A 2,060-nucleotide genomic window follows, 5' to 3' on the forward strand; every position below is an offset into this window, starting at 1 on the left:
CCGGGCCGCCGCCTGTACGCGACCCCGGAGCATGTCCACACCGAACGGGCGCTCGCCGCCGCGACCGCCCGGGGCGGTGCCCCGGCGCTGGATGTGTCCGACGTGGACGGTTTCGTGTCCGCTTTGGCGGATGCGGGGATGGTGCTGGGTGCGGATCAGGCCGCCGCAGTGCGCGGCGTGCTGACCTCCGGTGCGGCGGTGGAGTCGCTGGTCGGCCCGGCCGGGACCGGGAAGTCCTTTGTGGTCGGGGCACTGGCAAAAGCGTGGCAGGACAACGGCTTGTGGGGAGGGCAGTCCCGCCGTGTGGTCGGTCTGGCGTCCAGTCAGGTCGCGACCGATGTCCTCGCGGGTGAGGGGCTGACCGCGCGGAACATCGCCCGCTGGCTGGGGGTGCAGGCGAAGCTGGCCGATGGCTCGACCCACCCCGAGCACGTCGAGTGGCAGCTCAGCCCCGGCGACCTGGTCGTGGTCGACGAGTCGGCGATGGCGAACACCGCCGACCTCGCCCGGATTCACCACCATGTCGAGGCGGCGGGGGCGAAGCTGTTGCTGACTGGTGACCATCGGCAGCTGGCCGCGGTCGGTGCCGGTGGCGGCATGGACCTGATGGCCACGGCCGGGGCCGCGTATGAGCTGACGGAGGTCCGCCGTTTCCAGGCCGAGTGGGAGCGGTCGGCGTCGCTGCGGTTGCGCGACGGCGACGAGACCGTGCTGGGCGACTACCACAAGCACGGCCGGATCCTCGACGGCGGAACCCGCGAGCAGGCCGAGGCCACGGCCGGGAAGGCGTGGCTCGCCGACACCCTGGCGGGGAAGCACTCGATCCTGATCGTGGACACCAACGAGCAGGCCGCGCACCTGTCGGCCGAGCTCCGCAACGAACTCGTCCGGCTCGGCAAGGTCCAGGAGGCGGGTGTGCCGTTGGGGATGCAGGGCACCTACGCCGGCGTCGGGGACCTGGTGCAGGCCCGCCGCAACGGCTGGCACCTCACCGGGTTCGACGGTAACCCGGAGGCGCCGATCAACCGCAAGCAGTACCGCGTCCTCGAGACCCGCGAGGACGGTGGACTGGTCGTGGCCCGCGTCCTCGGCCGCGAGGACGGTGTTGGCGAGGTGCTGGGGGAGCGGATCACGTTGCCCGGGGCGTATGTGTCGGAGCATGTGGCGCTCGGCTACGCCTCGACCGTCCACAGTGCACAAGGGCTCACCGTCGATACCAGCCACGCCGTCGTCACCGAAGCCACCGGGCAGGAAGCCCTCTACGTCGGCCTCACCCGTGGCCGGGAGGGCAACACCGCGCACGTCACGACGCTGGCCGTCCCGGACGACGCGCCCGAGGGCGCGGCGTTGCAGGCCGTGAAACGGTCTCCGGCCGCAGTGCTGGCCGCCGCGTTCGACGGCACCGGCCCGCAACGCTCTGCGCTCGCCGAGGCCACGGAGGCCGCGGCGGACAACGAGGCGATCCGCACCCCGGCCGAACTCCTCGCCGACGCCACCGAGCTGGCCACCGCCGGGCGCACCCAGCGGTGGCTCGACGAGCTGGTGGAGGAGGGGAAGCTGACGGAGAACCAGCGCGCGCGGATCGCCGCCGAGGACGGCGGACCCACGCTCGCGCGGCTGCTGCGCCGCGCCGAACTCGCCGGGCACGACCCGCGCGAGGTGCTCGATAACGCCGTCACCGCCCGGACGTTGTCCGGGTCGCGGCAGCTGACGAACGTGATCCACCACCGGATCACCGACACCGTCACGTTGGACCCGGTCGGCGATTCCTACGCCGACTGGCTGCCCAAGGTCGACGACCCGCAATGGGCGACCTACCTGCGCACGCTGGCCAACACCGCCGACCAGCGGCGCCAGTTGCTCGGTGACGAGCAGGCCGCCCAGCCCGAGCAGTGGGCGGTCGAGGCGTTCGGACCGGCCCCAGAGGACCCAGGGGCGCGGAAGGAGTGGAGCAAGCAGGTCGGCACGGTCGCGGCGCACCGCGAGCTGACCGGCCACGACGACCCCACGACCGCGGTCGGCGCGGCCCCGAAGTCGGGCCAGGTCGAGGCATACGCGTC

The 2,060-nt window shown here is 72.8% G+C and carries 1 protein-coding gene; it reads left to right on the top strand.

Annotated features, from left to right (window positions below; all coding sequences use genetic code 11):
• Positions 1-2,060 (top strand): ATP-dependent DNA helicase (locus AVL48_RS30915; protein ID WP_156515785.1); only part of this gene is annotated, 2,060 nt, incomplete at both ends.

It is taken from the genome of Amycolatopsis regifaucium (genome assembly GCF_001613935.1).
Taxonomy (GTDB): domain Bacteria; phylum Actinomycetota; class Actinomycetes; order Mycobacteriales; family Pseudonocardiaceae; genus Amycolatopsis; species Amycolatopsis regifaucium.